Annotated in this window: 18 protein-coding genes; 6 read left to right on the top strand and 12 right to left on the bottom strand. The window is 60.0% G+C overall.

The genetic code is table 11. The features are described from left to right. Positions 1 to 5 precede the first annotated feature (5 nt). Positions 6 to 872, bottom strand: coding sequence for a zinc ABC transporter permease AztB (gene aztB, locus CFBP4996_RS15170; RefSeq protein WP_003525097.1), 867 nt, complete (start codon positions 870 to 872; stop codon positions 6 to 8). Next, positions 865 to 1,692, bottom strand: a complete 828-nt coding sequence (aztA, locus tag CFBP4996_RS15175; RefSeq protein WP_080854686.1) for a zinc ABC transporter ATP-binding protein AztA — start codon at positions 1,690 to 1,692, stop codon at positions 865 to 867. The genes aztB and aztA overlap by 8 nt, the downstream gene beginning before the upstream one ends. Before the next feature lie 297 nt (positions 1,693 to 1,989). On the opposite strand from aztA, the gene zigA reads away from it, so the two are divergent. After that, on the top strand, positions 1,990 to 3,195 hold the full coding sequence (gene zigA, locus CFBP4996_RS15180) for a zinc metallochaperone GTPase ZigA (protein ID WP_080854685.1): 1,206 nt from the start codon (positions 1,990 to 1,992) through the stop codon (positions 3,193 to 3,195). 192 nt (positions 3,196 to 3,387) lie between these two features. On the opposite strand, the gene CFBP4996_RS15185 is transcribed toward zigA, so the two are convergent. From CFBP4996_RS15185 to CFBP4996_RS15195, 3 genes are all read right to left on the bottom strand, one after another. Next, complete coding sequence (locus tag CFBP4996_RS15185; RefSeq protein ID WP_080854684.1) at positions 3,388 to 3,825, bottom strand: YqaA family protein; 438 nt, start codon at positions 3,823 to 3,825, stop codon at positions 3,388 to 3,390. A gap of 97 nt (positions 3,826 to 3,922) precedes the next feature. After that, entirely contained in the window at positions 3,923 to 4,192 is a 270-nt protein-coding gene (locus tag CFBP4996_RS15190; RefSeq protein WP_080854683.1) for a hypothetical protein, read from the bottom strand. Beyond that, entirely contained in the window at positions 4,189 to 5,295 is a 1,107-nt protein-coding gene (locus CFBP4996_RS15195; protein ID WP_233283559.1) for a CobW family GTP-binding protein, read from the bottom strand. The genes CFBP4996_RS15190 and CFBP4996_RS15195 overlap by 4 nt, the downstream gene beginning before the upstream one ends. 338 nt (positions 5,296 to 5,633) lie before the next feature. Between CFBP4996_RS15195 and ugpB the strand changes: the two genes are divergently transcribed. The 4 genes from ugpB to CFBP4996_RS15215 all read left to right on the top strand — a co-directional run bounded on the left by ugpB (position 5,634) and on the right by CFBP4996_RS15215 (position 9,813). Further along, a complete protein-coding gene (gene ugpB / locus CFBP4996_RS15200; RefSeq protein ID WP_003523344.1) occupies positions 5,634 to 6,944 on the top strand; it encodes a sn-glycerol-3-phosphate ABC transporter substrate-binding protein UgpB in 1,311 nt (436 codons plus the stop codon). 68 nt (positions 6,945 to 7,012) lie between these two features. Then, a complete protein-coding gene (gene ugpA / locus CFBP4996_RS15205) occupies positions 7,013 to 7,894 on the top strand; it encodes a sn-glycerol-3-phosphate ABC transporter permease UgpA (protein ID WP_003523346.1) in 882 nt (293 codons plus the stop codon). Positions 7,895 to 7,903: 9 nt separating this feature from the next. Then, the gene (gene ugpE / locus CFBP4996_RS15210; RefSeq protein ID WP_080854682.1) at positions 7,904 to 8,752 is read left to right on the top strand and encodes a sn-glycerol-3-phosphate ABC transporter permease UgpE; all 849 of its coding nucleotides are present in this window, start codon (positions 7,904 to 7,906) and stop codon (positions 8,750 to 8,752) included. Beyond that, the gene (locus CFBP4996_RS15215; RefSeq protein ID WP_080854681.1) at positions 8,752 to 9,813 is read left to right on the top strand and encodes a sn-glycerol-3-phosphate import ATP-binding protein UgpC; all 1,062 of its coding nucleotides are present in this window, start codon (positions 8,752 to 8,754) and stop codon (positions 9,811 to 9,813) included. The genes ugpE and CFBP4996_RS15215 overlap by 1 nt, the downstream gene beginning before the upstream one ends. Before the next feature lie 47 nt (positions 9,814 to 9,860). Here CFBP4996_RS15215 and CFBP4996_RS15220 read toward each other — a convergent pair whose 3' ends face one another. From CFBP4996_RS15220 to odc2, 7 genes are all read right to left on the bottom strand, one after another. Next, complete coding sequence (locus tag CFBP4996_RS15220; protein WP_080854680.1) at positions 9,861 to 10,967, bottom strand: acyltransferase family protein; 1,107 nt, start codon at positions 10,965 to 10,967, stop codon at positions 9,861 to 9,863. A gap of 230 nt (positions 10,968 to 11,197) precedes the next feature. After that, positions 11,198 to 11,641, bottom strand: coding sequence for a glyoxalase superfamily protein (locus tag CFBP4996_RS15225; RefSeq protein ID WP_080854679.1), 444 nt, complete (start codon positions 11,639 to 11,641; stop codon positions 11,198 to 11,200). A 209-nt stretch (positions 11,642 to 11,850) separates the two neighbouring features. Further along, entirely contained in the window at positions 11,851 to 12,549 is a 699-nt protein-coding gene (locus CFBP4996_RS15230) for an OmpW/AlkL family protein (protein ID WP_059757254.1), read from the bottom strand. Between the two features lie 311 nt (positions 12,550 to 12,860). Continuing rightward, positions 12,861 to 14,156: an MFS transporter gene (locus CFBP4996_RS15235; RefSeq protein WP_080854678.1), complete on the bottom strand. Its 1,296-nt coding sequence runs from the start codon at positions 14,154 to 14,156 to the stop codon at positions 12,861 to 12,863. A gap of 89 nt (positions 14,157 to 14,245) precedes the next feature. Then, positions 14,246 to 14,647 (bottom strand): MarR family winged helix-turn-helix transcriptional regulator, encoded by a 402-nt coding sequence (locus CFBP4996_RS15240; protein ID WP_020813347.1) that lies wholly within the window; start codon positions 14,645 to 14,647, stop codon positions 14,246 to 14,248. 147 nt (positions 14,648 to 14,794) lie between these two features. Further along, the gene (locus CFBP4996_RS15245) at positions 14,795 to 15,364 is read right to left on the bottom strand and encodes a GNAT family N-acetyltransferase (protein ID WP_080854677.1); all 570 of its coding nucleotides are present in this window, start codon (positions 15,362 to 15,364) and stop codon (positions 14,795 to 14,797) included. 249 nt (positions 15,365 to 15,613) lie between these two features. Beyond that, the gene (gene odc2 / locus CFBP4996_RS15250; RefSeq protein ID WP_003523360.1) at positions 15,614 to 16,747 is read right to left on the bottom strand and encodes an ornithine/lysine decarboxylase; all 1,134 of its coding nucleotides are present in this window, start codon (positions 16,745 to 16,747) and stop codon (positions 15,614 to 15,616) included. Positions 16,748 to 17,284: 537 nt separating this feature from the next. On the opposite strand from odc2, the gene CFBP4996_RS15255 reads away from it, so the two are divergent. Further along, positions 17,285 to 18,178 carry a LysR family transcriptional regulator gene (locus CFBP4996_RS15255; RefSeq protein ID WP_065117027.1) on the top strand — a complete coding sequence of 298 codons (894 nt, stop codon included), beginning with the start codon at positions 17,285 to 17,287 and terminating at the stop codon, positions 18,176 to 18,178. The last annotated feature ends 84 nt before the right edge of the window (positions 18,179 to 18,262 follow it).

Consider the following 18,262-nt stretch of genomic DNA (forward strand, 5'->3'; position numbering starts at 1 on the left):
TGTTTTCAGGCCGTCCTGTGACGGCCGGAACCGAGAAGATCGCTGAGCACGCCGCGCGTGCCGATGAGGATGGAGAGCGCATAGATGACGCCCGCGGAAAGGATGATCGCCGGGCCGGATGGCAGCGACGCGTGATAGGACAGAAGCAGGCCGGCAAAGCAGGACACCATGCCGATGCCGATGGAAATGAAGCACATGGGCGCGACACGGTTGGACCAGAAGCGGCTGGCGGCGGCGGGCAGCATCATCAGCCCGACCGAGAGCAGCGTTCCCAGCGCCTGAAAGCCGCCGACCAGATTGAGCACGACGATGGCAAGGAAGAGGAAATGCACCGGGCTGCCCCAATTGCTGACCGAGCGCAAAAACAGGGGATCGAGGCATTCCGCCAGCAGCGCCCGCCAGAAAGTGATCATCACCACCAACGTCACGATGCAGATGCCGCCGATCAGGCCGAGCGCCTCATTGTTCAGCGCCAGCACCGTGCCGAACAGCACATGCATGAGATCGACGCTGGAACCGCGCCATGAGACGAGCAGCACGCCGAGCGCCAGCGAGATGAGATAGAAGGCGGCAAGCGAGGCGTCTTCCTTCTGGATGGTAAAGCGTGACACAGCGCCTGCACCCAGCGCGACCAGAAGGCCGACGGCCAGCCCGCCGATGGTCATGGGCAGGATTTCCAGCCCGTAAAATAGGAAACCGACCGCCGCTCCCGGCAGGATGGCGTGGGACATGGCATCGCCCGTCAGGCTCATGCGGCGCAGCATCAGAAACACACCGACCGGGCCGCAGCTGACGGCAAGGATTAGCGCACCGGCAAGCGCGCGCTGCATGAAGACATATTGGACGAAGGGTTGGATGAAGATATCAGCCATGGACATTCGAATTCGCGTGGGAGTGGGCATGGGAATGGGCGGATGCCGCCTGCGGACTTGCCCCGACGATCTGCAGCGAAGGCGCTTCGGCCGGTTCGCACCAGGGCGCATTTTCCTCCCACGCCTCGTGGAAATGCCGCGCCTGCCGAATGTTCTCCGCCTGCAGGACATCGGCTGTAGGACCCAGCCCGACGAGCTTTCGGGCAAGGAACAGGGTCTCCGGAAAATGCTGCCGCACGAGCTGGAAATCATGAAGGACGGCCAGAACCGTGCGCCCCTCCGCCACCCATGATTTGATGAGGACCATAAGGTCGGAAACGGTGCGCTCGTCGACGGCGTTGAAGGGTTCGTCGAGCAGGATCAGTTGCGCATCCTGCAACATGGCGCGGGCAAACAGGGCGCGCTGCATCTGGCCGCCGGAGAGCGAGTCGATATTGCGCTTTTCGAAACCGGAAAGCCCGACCGCCTCCATCACACGGCCCATCGCCGCCCTGTCTTCGGGACGGTGGCGGCCAAGCAGGCCGCGTTTCGGCCAGAGACCAAGCGCCACCAGATCCCGCACCTGCGCCGGAAAGGAGCGGTCGAGTTCCGATTGCTGCGGCAGATAAGCGACGGAGAGATCTGGGCTTACCCGGCATTCGCCGCCGAGCGGCTTCAAAATGCCGGCAATGCCTTTCATCAGCGTCGATTTTCCCGAGCCATTGGCGCCGACCACCGCAGTGAGCGAGCCTCTGGCGATATCGCCATTCAGATGATGCACGGCCGCGCGGCCGGCATATCCAAGCGTCAGGTTTTTGAAGGCGAGGCACGGATCGCTCATCGATCCCTCCGGGGCAGGATGTCATTCGATGGCCCTTGATATGTAATGTTATTACATTCGTCAAACGAATATGTAATGAAATAACATTAACTATCGGAAAGATACGTTGCGCTTCGCGTAAGCCGCAGCCCTCGCGTTGCGGGGACGCTTTTTTTCTGTCGCCCGTTGACAGGCGGCCAATATGTAATGTTATTACGTTACATAACAACGACGGGGCAGCACTGAACCCGTCGTTTCCAGATCGTGCGCATGGCCGCCATGAGGTCCACGCGAGCGTTGCCAAAGAACGAGGTCCATATGTCGCAAAAACTTCCCGTCACCGTGCTTTCCGGCTTTCTCGGCGCCGGCAAAACGACGCTTCTCAACCATATTCTCGCCAATCGCGATGGTCTGCGCGTGGCGTTGATCGTCAATGACATGAGCGAGATCAATATCGACGCCGCACTGGTGCGCGATGGCGGCGCCAACCTCTCCCGCACGGAAGAGCAATTGGTGGAAATGACCAACGGCTGCATCTGTTGCACGCTGCGCGACGACCTCCTGACGGAGGTGCGGGCGCTGGCCGAACAGGGCCGTTTCGACTACCTGCTGATCGAATCCACCGGCATCGCCGAGCCGCTTCCGGTCGCCGCAACCTTCGATTTTCGCGATGAAAACGGCCGCAGCCTTTCCGATGTCGCGCGGCTGGATACGATGGTGACGGTGGTGGATGCCGCCAATCTTCTCAACGATTACGGCTCGTCCGATTTTCTCGCCGACCGGGGCGAAACGGCGGGCGATGGCGACAACCGCACCATCGTCGACCTTCTGGTGGAACAGATCGAATTTGCCGATGTCGTCGTCCTCAACAAGATCGGCACCGCGACGCCACAGGAACGGGACGCCGCCCGCAAGATCATCGTCGGGCTGAACCCGGATGCGAAACTTATCGAGGCCGATTTCGGCAAGGTGGCGCTGAATGAGGTTCTCGGCACCGGCCGTTTCGATTTCGCCAGGGCCGAAGAACACCCCCTGTGGTTCAAGGAATTGCACGGCTTCAAGGACCACATTCCCGAAACCGAGGAATATGGCATCCGCTCCTTCGTTTACCGCGCCCAAAAACCCTTCGACCCCGTGCTGTTCCAGCGCTTCATCGACCGCGCCTGGCCAGGCGTGGTGCGCGCCAAGGGCTTCTTCTGGCTGGCGACGCGTCCGCGTTATGTCGGCGAGATCAGCCAGGCCGGCGCGTTGGTGCGCACCGGCAAGATGGGCCTGTGGTGGTCCGCCGTGCCGAAGGAGCAATGGCCGCGCGAAAAGCAGTTCCTCGATATGATGAAGCCCTATCTCGATCCGGTCTTCGGCGACCGGCGACAGGAAATCGTCTTCATCGGCTGCGACCCGATGAACGAGGCGCGCATCCGCGCGCAGCTCAATGCCTGCCTGATCGATACCGAGGCATTCACACCGGATGCATGGCGGCACCTGCCCGATCCTTTTGCAAGCTGGGACCGACAGGCGGCTTGATTGTCTCCACCGCCCGCATTTCAGCCGAGCGGTTGCGTCTTTCGCCTTCTCCCCGCCGGGGAGAAGGTCGCGGCAGCGGGATGAGGGGGCGAGGGTAGCGATATGCGGTAAGCTTGCCCCCTCATCTGACCCTTCGGGCCATCTTCTCCCCGGCGGGGAGAAGAAACAGGCCGCAGCGTTTCTTGCGAAACACTACAGAAAATTCAGTGTCACCAGCGCCAGAACGAGATAACGCCCGACCTTGGCGATGGTGACCAGCAGCAGGAAGACCGGCAGCGGTTCCTTCATGATGCCGGCGGCGACCGTCAGCGGATCGCCGATCAGCGGCGCCCAGCTGATGAGCAGTGACCATTTGCCATAACGACGATACCAGTTCTGGGCGCGCTCCAGCGCCGCCTCCCCGACCGGAAACCAGCGTTCATGCCGAAAGCGCTCGATGCCGCGGCCGAGCAGCCAGTTCGCAACGGAGCCGGCGACATTGCCGGCGCTGGCCACGGCGACCAGCAGCCAGACGGGCTGTGATTTCAAAACGATGAGGCCGGCCAGTGCGGCCTCCGATTGCATGGGCAGAATGGTCGCCGCGATAAACGCCGTCAGGAACAAACCCGCATATACCGCCAGATCGGCCATTGCCCGCCCTTCATCATCCGCGAATCCCGTCGCTACCCCTGAAGTGGCGGATGAGGGCGTCGGCGGTCAAGCGCATCTTGAGCCTGAAAACGGGTTCTCAAGCCGAATTCGCGGTGATGGCGCGCACGATATCGTCATGATCCACCGCGAGAAGCGCCTTGTGGATGGATAGTTGCCGGCTTGTGCCGGCAGCTGACAGGATGACGATCACCGTTTCGCGCGGTGGGCAATCCGGCAGGGAGCAGGAAAGCTCGCTGACGGTGATAATGTCTTCGGGGTGGAGATGCAGCAGATCGCGGGACCATTGCTTCAGAAGACGGGCCTGCGAGACGATTGCGGAGCCGCTGCGCGCAAGCGGATTGTTCATGCCCTGCCCTTTCGCCCCGCCTGCAAGGCCAATGTCTCGAAGAGGGCGCGGATCGGCTGCTGCGGCATGTCCATGCCGATCAGCACGATGCGCGTGGAACGATTGCCATCCGGCCAGCGCTCCAGGCGGGTCAATGGATAAAGCCGGTGCTGCACCGCATGGGCGACAACCGGCCGCTCCGGGTCATCCGTCGCGCCGAAAATTCCCTTGAGCCGCAGCAGGCCGGAATGCACATTGCTGGTGACGAGCTCCAGAAAAGTGACGATCGCCTGCGGATCGAAAGCGCCGTCAAAGGTGAGATCGAAAGCCTCAACCCCGACGCCATGGCGGTTGATATCGTGCTGGTGGGCGGCATGAAGGCTCAGCCTGTCGGCCGCAAGCCATCCCGGCGCATCCTCCGGCTTGCCGCGCAGCGAATAATCCGAGGCTGCAAACAACGACATCAGGTCGAAATCGACCGCATTACGGTCATGAAACGAGGCCGCAGGATTGAGATCGGCGAGGCTTTCGCGGTCCACGGCTGCGGCATCGGCAAGGTCGGTTTTCGTCAGAACGATATGGTCGGCAAAGGCAAGCTGTTTCCAGCCTTCGATAAAGCTGTCTAGCATCGCCGGACCGGAGACAACGTCGAAAGCCGTGACCACGCCCGAAAGGTGGAAATGCCGGGCGACGATGTGATCGCGCAGGCCAAGAGCCGGCGTGCCGCCGGCGATCAGGCTGTTGATGATCGGCGCGGGATCGGCAAGGCCGGTGGTTTCGATGACGACCCGCGATACTTCCGGCATCATCCCTTCCAGAAAGGCCTGATGCAGCTCGTAAAGCGAGGTGCGGATATCGCTGGTGGCCGTACAGCAGATGCAGCCCGTCGTCGTTCTGAAATATCGTTCTGAACCCGTTCGCACCAGACCGTGATCGATGGGCACCGAGCCGAATTCATTGACGATGACCGCGGCATCGCGCATGGCCGGCTCAGTTAGAAGCGCGTTCAGCAACGTCGTCTTGCCCGCCCCCAGAAAACCGGTCAGCAGGGTAACCGGCACCGTGCGGACAGGCGGCACGACGGCCGAATCGTCCCTGGAATCGACCGTCTTCTTCCGCTTCATTCCGAACACATCCGCACCTTCGCCATCCATAAATTCGCCGCACCATAATACGTAATGTAATAACATATCAATGACGATTATTGGATTTCCGGCGGGAGCTGATCCCGCGCCGGCATGCCCCTAACGGTCGGACGCATGAAAAAACCATGGAACGAAGGAAATGGAATAATAAATCCGTTTCCTTCACTTTCGTTTTAATCGTTCCACGTTCTCTTGCATTTTCGTTAGAGTTCGCTTTTAATCAGATCGCTAGTACAGAAAAGATCGCCCGCAGCCGGATCGAGGAGGATAGGCTGCAATAAGGGGCTGTATCTTTTACTGTTTTCATAACGGGAGGAATGACCTTGAAAAAACTCAGCTACCGCCTCGCCGCGGCATCCGCGCTTTCGTTTTTTGTCACATCGAATGCATATGCAGTAACGGACATTCAGTGGTGGCACGCCATGACCGGCGCCAACAACGAGGTCGTGGATACGCTTGCCAAAGAATTCAACGATAGCCAGAAAGAATACAAGATCACGCCCGTCTTCAAGGGCACCTATCCGGAAACGCTGAATGCCGGCATTGCGGCGTTCCGCGCCAAGCAGCCGCCGGCGATCATTCAGGTCTTCGACGCCGGTTCGGGCGTGATGATGGGTGCGGCCGGCGCCATCAAGCCGGTGGCCGACGTGCTGAAGGAAGGCGGCTACACCTTTAACAAGGCCGACTATCTGGCCGGTATCGTGGCCTATTATTCCAAGCCTGACGGCACCATGCTGTCCTTCCCTTACAATTCGTCCTCGCCGATCCTCTATTACAACAAGGATGTCTTCCAGAAGGCCGGCCTCGATGCCGCCAACCCGCCGAAGACCTGGCCGGAAGTTTTCGAAGCTGCCAAGAAGATCAAGACCAGCGGTGCGGCCCAATGCGGCTTCACCTCCACCTGGCTCACCTGGATTCAGACCGAAAACTTCGCCGCCTGGAACAACGTCTCCTATGGCAGCAATGAAAACGGCCTTGGCGGCACGGATGTGAAGCTTGCGGTCAATGCGCCGCTCTTCGTCGAGCATTTCCAGGCCATTGCCGATCTCGCCAAGGACGGCACCTTCCGTTATGGCGGCCGCACCTCGGAAGCCAAGCAGCTGTTCATGTCCGGCGAATGCGGCATCCTGACCGAATCCTCCGGCGGCCTTGGCGATATCGTCAAGACCGGCATGAATTACGGCATCGGCCAGCTTCCCTATTATGAGGGCCATGGTCCGCAGAACACCATTCCCGGCGGCGCCAGCCTCTGGGTCTTCGGCGGCAAGAGCGACGCCGAATATAAGGGCGTGGCCGAGTTCTTCCACTTCCTCTCCCAGACCAAGATTCAGGCGCGCCTGCATCAGGTCTCCGGCTATATGCCCGTGACGATCGCGGCCTATGAGGAAACCAAGAAGTCCGGCTTCTATGACAAGAACCCCGCCCGTGAAACGCCGCTGCTGCAGATGATGGGCAAGCCGCCGACAGAAAACTCCAAGGGCGTGCGTCTCGTGAACCTGCCGCAGGTGCGCGACATCATGAATGAGGAGTTCGAGGCGATGCTGGCCGGCAAGCAGGACGCGAAAGCGGCACTCGACAAGATCGTCGAGCGCGGCGATGCGGCCATCAAACAGGCTGCCGGCAACTAATCGATCCCCTGCCCCGCCCGCATCCTTATCCGGTGCGGGCGGCATTCCCATCTCATCAGGAGATCGCCGTGCAAAGCGTCGTATTCCCCAACAAGATCCTGCCCTATCTGCTGGTCGCCCCGCAGATCATCCTCACGGTGATCTTTTTCTTCTGGCCGGCAAGCCAGGCGCTTTACCAGTCGACCATGCGCGAGGACGCCTTCGGGCTGAACAGCAATTTCGTCGGGCTGGCGAATTTTTCCGCCGTGCTGTCGGATGAAAGCTATCTGAACTCGCTGCAGGTCACCGTCATCTTCAGCATCCTGACCGCGCTCGTCTCCATGGGGCTGGCGCTGCTTCTGGCGACGGCGGCGGACCGCGTGGTGCGCGGCAAGGGCTTTTACCGCACCATGATGATCATGCCCTATGCCGTCGCCCCTGCGGTGGCCGGCATGTTGTGGCTCTTCATGTTCAACCCGGCCATGGGCACCTTCTCCTACATTCTGCGCCGCAACGGCATCATGTGGGACCCGCTGCTCAACGGCGATCAGGCCATGCTGCTCGTCGTCGCGGCTGCCGCGTGGAAGCAGATCAGTTATAATTTCCTGTTTTTTGTCGCAGGCTTGCAGGCAATTCCTAAATCATTGCTGGAAGCGGCCTCCATTGATGGCGCGCGCGGTTCGCGGCGCTTCTGGACCATCGTTTTCCCGCTGCTTGCGCCGACAACCTTCTTCCTTCTGGTCGTCAACACGGTCTACGCCTTCTTCGATACCTTCGGCATCATCCATGCCGTCACCGGCGGCGGCCCGGCCAAGGCGACGGAAACGCTGGTCTACAAGGTCTATAATGATGGTTTCGTGAACCTCAATCTCGGCTCTTCCGCCGCGCAATCCGTGATCCTGATGGTGATCGTCATCGCGCTCACCGCCTTCCAGTTCCGCTTCGTCGAGAAGCGCGTGCATTACGGCTGAGGATTTCCCATGATTGAAAATCGCCCGGTCGCCCGCGTGATCGCCCATCTGATGCTGGTTCTTGGCATCATCATCGTGGCCTTCCCGATCTATTACACCTTCGTCGCCTCCTCCATGACGTCGACGGATATCATCCGCCCGCCCATGTCGCTTTTGCCCGGCGACCATCTTGGCGCCAATTACACCGAGGCCATGGTTGGCGGTGTCGAAAGGGTCGTAGGCGTCAGCCTCGAGCGGCTGCTGTTCAACAGCTTCGTCGTGGCGCTCGCCATTGCCATTGGCAAGATCGTCATTTCGTTCCTGTCGGCCTTCGCCATCGTCTTCTTCCGCTTTCCCTTCCGCATGGGCTTCTTCTGGATGATCTTCATCACGCTCATGCTGCCGGTGGAAGTGCGAATCCTGCCCACCTACAAGGTCATCGTCGATCTTGGGCTTATCGACACCTATGCGGGATTGACGCTGCCGCTGATGGCCTCTGCCACGGCAACCTTCCTGTTCCGGCAGTTCTTCCTGACCATTCCCGGTGAGCTGGTCGAGGCGGCGCGTATCGACAATGCAGGGCCGTTCCGCTTCATGCGGGATATTCTGCTGCCGCTGTCGAGAACCAATATCGCCGCCCTTTTCGTGATCCTGTTCATCTATGGCTGGACCCAATATCTCTGGCCGCTGCTCGTGACCAACGACGCCAAGATGAACACGATCATCATCGGCCTCAAGCGCATGGTGGATTTCACCGACGCTTCGACGCCCTGGAATTATGTGATGGTGACGGCGATCCTCGCCATCATCCCCCCGATTATCGTTGTGGTGCTGATGCAGCGCTGGTTCGTCAAAGGTTTGGTGGAGACCGAAAAGTAATGGCAAAAATTGCGCTGAAAGACGTCCGCAAGGTTTATGGCGGCAATGTCGAGGCCATCAAGGGCGTGTCGATGGACATCGCCGACGGCGAAATGATCGTGCTTGTCGGCCCCTCCGGCTGCGGAAAATCCACCCTGCTGCGCATGATCGCCGGGCTGGAAGGCATTTCGGGCGGCCAGATCGTCATCGGCGACCGTGTCGTCAACGATCTCGAACCCTCCGACCGCGATATCGCCATGGTGTTCCAGAACTACGCGCTTTATCCGCATATGACGGTGCGCCAGAACCTTGCCTATGGCCTGAAGAACCGCAACACGCCGAAGGAGGAAATCGAACGGCGCATCACCGAGGCGGCCAAGGCGCTGGAAATCGAACAGTTCCTAGAGCGTAAGCCGCGCCAGCTTTCCGGCGGCCAGCGCCAGCGCGTGGCCATGGGCCGCGCCATCGTGCGCAAGCCCGCGGCCTTCCTGTTCGACGAGCCGCTCTCCAACCTCGATGCCAAGCTGCGCGTGCAGATGCGTGTGGAAATCCGCCGCCTGCAGCGCTCGCTCGCCACCACCAGCGTCTACGTGACCCATGACCAGATGGAGGCCATGACGCTGGCCGACCGGCTGGTGGTGCTGAATGCCGGCCGCATCGAGCAGATGGGCACGCCGATCGAGCTTTATGAAAAACCGGCGACAACCTTCGTCGCCACCTTCATCGGCTCGCCCTCCATGAACCTGCTGAGCCATGGCGCGACATCGGCAAACGGCTCTTCCGGCTGGTCGGTGCAGGGAACCGAGGCACTGCCGCAGGGCGTCGCCACGCTCGGCATTCGCCCCGAAGACATTACCCTTGCCGATGAAGCCCCCGCAGACGCCGCCTTCACCGGCACCGTGCAGGTGGACGCCGTGGAACTGGTGGGTGCGGAAAGCTATGTGCACGGCTCCTTCGCCGATGGCACAACAATCGTCTTCCGCGTCCACGGCCGCTCTCAGTTGCGCATCGGCGAAACGCTGAAGATCGCCGCACAGGCGAAGGATTTTCACCTGTTCGATGCGACGGGGAAGCGGATTTGAGACCGAGTGCGCCGGCATAGCCGCCCCCTGCGGCAATGCCGGTGCATTCATGCCGATGATACGGCCACTTGAGCGGGCTGGCGTGAGGCGAGTTTCTTCCCGAGCTTTTGTGACGGCAGCTCGATGAACCTGTAGCTCAAATAAGCCATGATCACCGTCAGGGCGAAGGTCAGGATGATGGTGACGTGAACGGGATAGGGAGCCAGTTGCCGATAGGGGAGAACATATTCCACGATCGGCTGGGCGACCGGGCCAAGCAGATACACGGAATAGCTTATCGCGCCGAGCCAGACGAAAACCGGGTGCGTGATGCGAAGCCTTGTCGTGAAGAGCGCAAACAGCGCCATTCCCGCATAATAGGCAATTGTATAACGGTACCAGGTCTCACCGAACCCCATATCCACATTATAGCTCAGAAGGCTGACGACAGGCACGGTGAAGATGATGAGGAGGGATGTGGCAAGGATGAGCCGCCGCATGTGCGCGCCAGCCTCTTCACCCGCGCCGTGACGCCACAACAATCCCCAGAACATAACGGTCAGTCCAAGCGGAATGGCGACCGGCAATTTAATGCCCGTACCATATCGCGCCGCCCCCATGGCGACGGCGCAGAACAGGAAGAACACCACAGCACCCGCTGCCGCCTCCGGCTTATGGAGAAGCCTGACATAGAACAGCATGGCGCTGACGACATAAAACAGGATTTCTATCTGCAGCGTCCAATAGACGCCGAGAATATTTTGCTGCCCCAGAAACTGTTGCAGCATCGTCCCATTGGCAATGATCTGGCTAAGCGTGAAGACATCTCCGCGCAGCTGCGGAATAATCAACAGAGCAAGGACCATCGACCCCCAGTAAGCGGGATAGAGCCTGAAAAATCGCGAAATCGCAAAGCTGCGCAAGGGCGCCTTGTTTGCCTTCAGCAGCGAGAAGGGAATAACAAACCCAGAAACGGCAAAGAACATGACGACGGCGATCTTCCCGAGATCGAAGTATTCGGAAAAAAAGTAAAACAGATAATGCTCGACCGCATAGGTCGAAAATCTGTTCTTATAGGCGACTTCGGCAATATGAATGTATATCACCGCCAGAGCCGCTATGCCTCGAATGGAATCGACGTAAATCCAACGCCCGGGATTGTGCTCCGCGCTCATCAATACCTCATTCAAAATTTGTTATAAATATACAATATTCAGCAATGTAGACTTGATTATACTGCCGCCCAAACAGGAATTGCAACAGGTCATGCTCTCTTTGACGGCCTGTGCTCCCAAACAGCTGCGGCACACCGCATTCCGACCCTCAATCGGAACGCGGCGCGACGACGCCAGCGATCTGGGGCGCTGTTTCAAAGCTGACAGCAAGCAAACTCTGCCCGCCCCCCCTACCACACCAGCTCCACCTGCGGCCGACCGTTGGAGGTTTTCTCCACCGTGCGACCCGACGTATCGACATTACAGTGAACACGCTGGCGAAAGGCGGAAAAGCTTTCGAAAGTCACCACATCCACCGGATCGTCGAGATGCAGGGTCAGCCGGTAGCGTTCGGGATCGCCGCCGAGCGCCTGCACGCCCAGAACGGAGGCCACGAAGGGTTGGCCGAGGTAAAAACCTTCCACCCTTGAACCCAGAAGATAGGGGTTGAAGGCGGGGCGGTTACCGGCTGTGGCATAGAGGGTATTCCAGTCGCGGAAACCATATTGCGCGGCGATGAGTTCCAGCGCTTTCGAATGGGTGATTGCCTGCCCCTGATCCTCAAGGGCGGCGCGCAGGCGTTTTGCCTGTTCTTTCAGCCCCTCAAGTGCGGGAAGCGGTTTGGACACGTTCATAACGGTTCTCCAACATGCGCATGCCGACTATTCCGAAGGGGGTCCGCGTTGCCATCGACGACATGCAAAACATGGGATGACCGTTATTGAAGAAAGAGCTTCACCAGGGGCGCAAACGCCTGCGGACGGCCGGGGCTCTTATGCCCGTGGCCGTCCCTATAGCCCAGAAAGCGCCGCCCGTCAAAGGCGGCGCTTAACCGATCCCCTAATCAGAAGCGATAGGTGATACCCGCGCCGATCAGCCATGGATCGAGCTTGGCCTTGCCGCTGATCGGCGTGCCGCCGAGTTCCGCCGTCCAGTCGGTCTTGAGGAAGATTTTCTTCACGTCGAAGTTCACGCCCCAATGCTCGTCCAGCATATAGTCGAAACCGACCTGCACGGCTGCACCGACCTTGTTCTTGACGTCGAGATTGCTGAAACCGGGCTTTTCCGTCTGATTATAGAACAGCGAATAGTTCACGCCCGCGCCGATATAGGGCTTGAAAGCACCGAAATCGGTGAAGTGATATTGCAGCGTCAACGTCGGCGGCAGCAGCCAGGTCTTGCCGACCGGCGTGCCGGCCAGCACACCTTCGCCATTGATCTTGGCATAGGTGGTGCCGAGGATAAGCTCCGCTGCGAAGTTTTCGGTGAAGAAATAGCTGATGTCGAGTTCCGGGATCACGGTGTCCGAATAGGACAGGCCCGCTCCCGGCAAACCGTCGACGCTGCCGCTGTCATGGGTGATGACGCCGAGGCCGCGCACGCGCAGCATCCACGGGCTTGCCGCCGCAATCGCCTCTTCGGCGGTGGGGGCCGGCGCTGCCTGGGCCAGATCGGCGGCCATGGCATTGGCGGATACCAGCATGGCCGCGACACCGACTGCGACACTGGCAAGCAAGGCGGTTTTTTTGTTTCTGTTCGTCATTCCATCTCTCCTATAGCGCACCGCAGCCGGGCAAGTCCCCGGAACCGGCTGATGACGGCGGGCTTTCGCGAATCTTCGCCTGCCGCAACCGCTTGAAAGCCACTATGACGAAGGGAGAGGCGGGCCGATTGAGATGGATCAAACCGGGATGCCGATCATGGATCGGAACGATTAACCGGCAAGCATTGTGACAATTACGCAACAAATGCCGTCCAGCGATCGAGAAGCGGATGCACAACGCGCCCGGCAAATGTCGGAAAAATACAAAAAAGGCCTGCATTTGCAGGCCTCCTTCCAGTGCATCACCTCTATTACGCGGCCTGCGGTGTCAGGGTTGCGGAACCCGGCTTGCGCAGAAGCAGAACCGAGACGGCCGCGATCATGCACATCAGACCGGCAATCTGCAGCGCGGGCATATAGGTGTCGAAGTCGCTCTTGAAGAAACCGGCGCCAAAGGCGGCGGTGGCGGCTCCCAGCTGATGGCCGGCAAACACCCAGCCGAAAACGAGACCGGCCTTTTCGCGCCCGAAATTCTCGGCAGCGAGCTTCACCGTCGGCGGCACGGTCGCCACCCAGTCCAGCCCGTAAAAGACAGCGAAGACCGAAAGCTCCACGAAGCTGAACCCCGAGAATGAGAGGTAAAGCAGGGACAGGCCGCGCAGACCGTAGAACCAGAACAGCAGGAAACGATTGTCGAACCGGTCGGAAAGCCAGCCGGCGAAGATCGTGCCGAAGAAATCGAAAATGCCGATCACCGCCAGCGTGCCTGCCGCCGTCACCGCAGCCATGCCGAAATCGCCGCAGATCGAAATCCAGTGTGTCTGGATGAGGCCGTTGGTCGAAAGCCCGCAGACAAAGAAGGTGCCGAAAAGCACCCAGAAGACCGGGTTGCCCGATACGCTCTTCAGGGTCACCAGCGGCGATACCAGTGTGGCGAGAAGATTGTGATCCTGCTTGACCGGCTTCGCCACCGCTGTCTCGCCATAGGCCGGCAGGCCGACATCGGCAGGATGGTCACGCATCAAAAGCAGGACGAGGACCATGGCGGTGGCGATTACCGCAACGGACAGGGTCAAGGCGGTTCGCCAGCCATAGGCTTCCGTCAGCGCCGCCAGCAGCGGCAGGAAAACCAGCTGGCCGGTGGCGTTGCTCGCCGTCATGAGGCCGATCACCAGTCCGCGACGCTTGGAAAACCAGCGTGTCGCCACGGTGGCGCCCAATACCAGCGCGGTCATGCCAGTGCCGACGCCGATCACCACGCCCCAGAGCAGCAGCAATTGCCATACCTCGTTCATGAAGAAGGAGGCGACAATGCCGCCCATGATCAGGGCAAGCGCAGTGGACACCACCTGCCGGACGCCGAAATGATTCATGAAGGCGGCGGCAAAAGGCCCGAGCAGGCCAAAAAGCACCAGCCTGACGGCCATTGCGGAGGAAATATCGGCGATATCCCAGCCGAATTCCTGATGCAGCGGCTGGATCATCACCCCGGCGGACCCCATGGCACCGGCGGTGGCCAGCATGGTCAAAAAGGTGGTTGCGGCAACGAGCCAGCCATAATGCAGATTTCTGCCGGCCATCCAGCTGGCGAGGCGTGTGGAGAGCATGTTCAAATTCCCTTTCCAGCGGCCGCGGCCGATATTTTACGGGTATATACCCTGTATTGCGGGCAGATACCCGCTTATGTCCCCAAAAATCACAGGGCTGCGAGCAGTTCCTGCAATTGTGCTGTCTTCTCAGGCCCAAGCCGGGCCTCGATTTCATCCTGCACCCCATCCCAGAGCGGCGCGCCCGCTTTCAGGATCGCGTGGCCTTCCTTCGTCACGGTCAACATCGCTTCCCGCTGATCCTCGCCGTGCCCGATGGCCACCAGACCCATGCGAGCCAGCACCTTGGCGTTGCGGCCGACGGTGGAACGATCCAGTTCCACCCGCGCGGCCAGATCGGTCAGCGAAACCGGCGCGGTGCGATTGATATTCCGCAACAGGCTAAACTGACCGATATTCACGCCAAGCGGCGCCAGGGCCTCGTCATAATAGGACGAAACCTTGCGGGATGCTTTGCGCAACAGGATGCAATGGCAACTATCGTTTGGCATTTGTCTCGGGTATATACCCGTAAATTTTTGTGCGCAAGAGGCACCCCGAGAAATTATCGGCGGGCAACGGTCGACCCCAAGGCCATAGAGCAGAAACAACAAACCCCGGCTTTGGGCCGGGGTTTGATATCAGCAGCGAGGCTCGTCTCAGGCAGACAGCCTGCGCCCGCTTGCCACCAGCAGGCCGGCAGCGCCTTCGAGCCAGCCGGCTTTCAGTTCCAGCGCCAGGAAACGGCTGCGCTCGAACGGGCCGGGCATGATGAGGTGCTGGGCCTTGTCGGCGAAAAAGCCGAAGCGCTCGTAATAGGGCGCATCGCCAACCAGAAGAACGGCGCCGTGGCCACGCTTGGTCGCTTCTGCAATGGCGGCGCGCATCAGCGCCGATCCGATGCCCTTGCCCTCATGGGCGGCATCGACAGCCAGCGGGCCGAGCAGCAGGGCTTCGACGGCGCGACCTTCTCGGGAGATGCCAGCCTCGACATTCCAGAGACGTACCGTACCAATGACATGGCCATCCTCGTCGCGGGCAACCAGCGCCAGGCCTTCGGCCGGAATGCGACCGGCGCGCAGCTTTTCGGAAGACTTGCGGCGGCGGCCGGCGCCCATGGCGCGGTCCAGCAGGTTCTCACGGGCGACGACATCGCCCGGATTTTCCTGATCGACATGAAATGTCTGCGGCGTGAAAAATGCCCGTACCGAATTCAAAAGAGCGGCCATCCTTGGCCTCCCGTCACACTACCGCCCACACGCGGCCCTTGATGAAAAATTGGTGGAGCCGTTCCGGCCCGCCGACACGCTTTCCTCGGCTGGAAGAGGTGCAGCAAGCAGGGATTTGCGCATCAGCACAATCGGCAAAGCCGGAACGGAAGCTTGGTCGAGACGCCGCCCTGCTCAGCGGACGGCGCTCGGACTTTTAAGAAGCATCGGATTTTCCGAAAACCGCGTAACGCTTTTCGGTTCGATGCTTTAGATGACGTAGGCCTTCAGCGGCTCGAAACCGTTGAACGCGACCGCCGAGTAGGTGGTCGTGTAAGCGCCCGTGCCTTCGATCAGAACTTCGTCGCCGATGGTCAGCGAGACCGGCAGCGGGTACATGTTCTTTTCATACAGCACATCGGCGCTGTCGCAGGTCGGGCCGGCCAGAACGCAGGGCTCCATCTCGTCCTGATCGCGCTCCGTGCGGATCGGGTAACGGATAGCCTCGTCCATCGTCTCGGCGAGACCGCCGAACTTGCCGATGTCGAGGAACACCCAGCGGTGGTTGTCGTTGTCGGACTTGCGCGACACGAGAACGACTTCCGCCTTGATGACGCCGGCATTGCCGACCATGCCGCGGCCCGGCTCGATGATCGTCTTCGGGATCTGGTTGCCGAAGTGCTTGCGCAGCGCCGTGTCGATCGCCTGGCCGTATTCTTCGGCAGCCGGAACGTCGCGCAGGTACTTGGTCGGGAAACCACCGCCCATATTGACCATCTGCAGGTGGATGCCCTGCTTTGCGAGCGAAGCGAAGACGCGCTTGGCATCGGCCAGCGCCGCATCCCATGCGTCGAGATTCATCATCTGCGAACCGACATGGAAGGATACGCCATAGGACTCGAGGCCGAGCTGGTGTGCATAGACCAGAACGTCGACCGCCATCTGCGGCACGCAGCCGAACTTGCGCGACAGCGGCCATTCGGCACCTTCGCCATCCGTCAGCACGCGGCAGAAGACGCGCGCGCCGGGAGCGGCACGGGCGACCTTCTCGACTTCCTCATGGCTGTCCACGGCGAAGAGATCGATGCCGAGCGCGTGGGCGCGAGCAACATCGCGTTCCTTCTTGATGGTGTTGCCGAAGGAGATACGGTCAGCCGTTGCACCGGCATCGAGCGCCATCTGGATTTCAGCCACGGAGGCGCAATCGAAGTTGGAGCCGAGCGAAGCGAGCAGCTTCAGGATTTCGGGAGCCGGGTTTGCCTTGACGGCGTAATAGATGGCGCTGTTCGGCAGGGAATGCCGGAAAGCGTTGAAATTGTCGCGCACGACGTCGAGATCAACCACGAGGCAAGGGCCTTCGGGACGTCGGGTCTTGATGAAGTCGAGAATGCGTGCAGTCGTCATCGATGTATTCCCTGTTAAACCGGCTCCGGAAAAATCCGGAGGACAAAGGACGCTCGAGATATGCATTCGAATCAGCCGGTGGAGGCGCAGAATCGATAGCATACGCTCAAGGCGCGAATGTGAACGATGCCCTGCCAGAGCATCATTCGGCTTTGTCTGCCATGGATTGGAGGGAATGACCCGACCGCACTTCAGGCAATGATGGTGTGCCTCTTTAGTACCCCGGCTGATGGAAAGCCGGCAGAGAACCAGAAAGGCCCGCACCGTCGTTGCTTCGTATGTCCTCGCATTTTCCGGTTGGCCGGAATAGCGACTGGAGGGGTTAGTTCCAGGTACCTTACCTAAATCCTCACCACATCGAGGAATCGGCGGACACACATGGGCACGTGCGACTTTGGGCAGCACGGGAGATAAGAATATTCGCAGTCATAATCAAGAGGATTTTTTCACCAAAGAGCGGATTTTTTCGGCAGTGAATTAAGGGTTGAACAGTCCGCCCTCGCCGTTCAATTATATGGAACGAACTGGAGGATTTTCATGGACACGCTCACCCGCATCCGCGCCTTTATCGATGTCGTCGAAGCGGAGGGTTTTTCCGCCGCGGCGCGCAAGACGGGGCGTTCCAAGGCGCTTCTGTCCAAATATGTGCGGGAACTGGAGGACGATCTCGGCGCACTGCTCCTCAACCGCACCACCCGGCAGTTCTCTCTGACGGAAGCCGGACACACCTATTACCGCACCGCTTCCGATATTTTGAAGGAGATCGATAACCTTGCCGATCTGGTGCGCGAAAAGAATGCCGATCTGAAGGGCAAGCTCAGGATTTCCGTTCCCCGCACCTTCATCGATGCCGATGTCGGCCAGAGCCTGATCGATTTCGCCAAGGAAAATCCGGAACTGTCGCTGGAAATCGTCGCGGAAGACCGATTCGTCGACCTGATCGAGGAGGGTTTCGATCTTGCGGTTCGCATAACCCGGCTGGAGGATTCCGGTCTCATCGCCCGCAAGCTTTCCGATTTCCGGGTCTATGCAGTGGCGACGGCGGATTTCGTGGCGCAACACGGGCCGCTCGACGGGCCGCAGGATTTCTCCCGCGTTCCCTTCATCATCGACACCAATACGCGGTTTCACAATACGGTACGGTATCTGGAGCCGGATGGCGGTTCGAACTCCGTCACCATCAGCGGGCCGATCGAGGTCAACAGCCCGCAGGCGACGCTACGCGCCGCCCGCGCCGGCCTCGGCATCGCCATGGTGCCGGATTTCATCGCCCGGCCCTATATCCAATCCGGCGAGCTGGTGACGCTGTTCGACGATTATATTTCCAAGGACAGGGGTATCTATGCGGTCTATCCGCATCGCCGCTACCTGCCGGCCAAGGTGCGCAGCTTCGTGGATTATCTCTCGGCCTGGTTCAGGAAAAACGGGTGAAGGGCCGGGCGGCATTCGCCGAGCGTCTCTCCGTCATGCCGGACTTGATCCGGCATCCAGCAACGGCGCGTCTGCGCCGTGAAA

Source organism: Agrobacterium leguminum, assembly GCF_005144435.2.
In the GTDB taxonomy this organism is placed as follows: Bacteria; Pseudomonadota; Alphaproteobacteria; order Rhizobiales; family Rhizobiaceae; genus Agrobacterium; species Agrobacterium leguminum.

Excerpts from the sequence above, each read along its gene's own strand:
- CFBP4996_RS15225 (WP_080854679.1), bottom strand. The coding sequence starts at position 11,641 with ATGAACGTGTCCAAACCGCTTCCCGCACTTGAGGGGCTGAAAGAACAG.
- ugpE (WP_080854682.1), top strand. The coding sequence starts at position 7,904 with ATGATTGAAAATCGCCCGGTCGCCCGCGTGATCGCCCATCTGATGCTG.
- CFBP4996_RS15245 (WP_080854677.1), bottom strand. The coding sequence starts at position 15,364 with ATGGCCGCTCTTTTGAATTCGGTACGGGCATTTTTCACGCCGCAGACA.
- odc2 (WP_003523360.1), bottom strand. The coding sequence starts at position 16,747 with ATGACGACTGCACGCATTCTCGACTTCATCAAGACCCGACGTCCCGAA.
- CFBP4996_RS15215 (WP_080854681.1), top strand. The coding sequence starts at position 8,752 with ATGGCAAAAATTGCGCTGAAAGACGTCCGCAAGGTTTATGGCGGCAAT.
- CFBP4996_RS15235 (WP_080854678.1), bottom strand. The coding sequence starts at position 14,156 with ATGCTCTCCACACGCCTCGCCAGCTGGATGGCCGGCAGAAATCTGCAT.
- CFBP4996_RS15195 (WP_233283559.1), bottom strand. The coding sequence starts at position 5,295 with ATGAAGCGGAAGAAGACGGTCGATTCCAGGGACGATTCGGCCGTCGTG.
- aztA (WP_080854686.1), bottom strand. The coding sequence starts at position 1,692 with ATGAGCGATCCGTGCCTCGCCTTCAAAAACCTGACGCTTGGATATGCC.
- aztB (WP_003525097.1), bottom strand. The coding sequence starts at position 872 with ATGGCTGATATCTTCATCCAACCCTTCGTCCAATATGTCTTCATGCAG.
- CFBP4996_RS15255 (WP_065117027.1), top strand. The coding sequence starts at position 17,285 with ATGGACACGCTCACCCGCATCCGCGCCTTTATCGATGTCGTCGAAGCG.
- CFBP4996_RS15240 (WP_020813347.1), bottom strand. The coding sequence starts at position 14,647 with ATGCCAAACGATAGTTGCCATTGCATCCTGTTGCGCAAAGCATCCCGC.
- zigA (WP_080854685.1), top strand. The coding sequence starts at position 1,990 with ATGTCGCAAAAACTTCCCGTCACCGTGCTTTCCGGCTTTCTCGGCGCC.
- CFBP4996_RS15190 (WP_080854683.1), bottom strand. The coding sequence starts at position 4,192 with ATGAACAATCCGCTTGCGCGCAGCGGCTCCGCAATCGTCTCGCAGGCC.
- ugpB (WP_003523344.1), top strand. The coding sequence starts at position 5,634 with ATGACCTTGAAAAAACTCAGCTACCGCCTCGCCGCGGCATCCGCGCTT.
- CFBP4996_RS15220 (WP_080854680.1), bottom strand. The coding sequence starts at position 10,967 with ATGAGCGCGGAGCACAATCCCGGGCGTTGGATTTACGTCGATTCCATT.
- CFBP4996_RS15230 (WP_059757254.1), bottom strand. The coding sequence starts at position 12,549 with ATGACGAACAGAAACAAAAAAACCGCCTTGCTTGCCAGTGTCGCAGTC.
- CFBP4996_RS15185 (WP_080854684.1), bottom strand. The coding sequence starts at position 3,825 with ATGGCCGATCTGGCGGTATATGCGGGTTTGTTCCTGACGGCGTTTATC.